At 41.6% G+C, this 507-nt stretch carries 1 protein-coding gene; it reads right to left on the bottom strand.

Translation table 11 applies throughout. The annotated features are described in order from the left end of the window. Positions 1-507 (bottom strand): hypothetical protein (locus OO184_RS24975; protein ID WP_265381459.1); only part of this gene is annotated, 507 nt, incomplete at both ends.

The following is a 507-nucleotide window of genomic DNA, read 5'->3' as shown; positions in this document are numbered from 1 at the left end:
GGGCTAATAGTGCCATTGGCAAAAAACTTTCGTGTTATCCAGTTTCCCTTGCCATTGAAAGATGTCCCATCTTTTCCGAAATAATAACTCTCCCCTTCAACTCCGAGACTGAGTGGGGTGTAGGTTGTATGGAAGGTGCCGGAGCTCAGTATCGGCCCTATAGTTCCGTTCGGCATTATTTCATTTATTAGCCAAGAACAGTCCAATTGTTGCCGAAATAGAAAGGGCATTCCATTCTTATAGATGACTGTCAGTCCTGTGGTTTTTTGACTGTTTGTATTTTCTAGTTCGCCTCCGGCTATGTCGGTAAGTTTTCCGGTGTTTTGGTCTACACTCGAGACAAACCAGTAAAGACCACTTTGCGAAGTTCCATATACATAGGTTCCGTTTGGTAGGTTATAAGAGACCACGCAGTCGTAGTATCTCTTCCAAGTTCCATACTCAACAAATGCATTATCAAGCTCCCCATAATCAGTAACACATTGAATAAAATAATATTTTGTATGA

The sequence above is a fragment of the Photorhabdus aballayi genome (assembly GCF_026153155.1).
GTDB lineage: Bacteria > Pseudomonadota > Gammaproteobacteria > Enterobacterales > Enterobacteriaceae > Photorhabdus > Photorhabdus luminescens.
The sequence above is the reverse complement of the archived record's forward strand: the minus strand, read 5'-3'. Positions and strand labels throughout refer to the sequence as shown.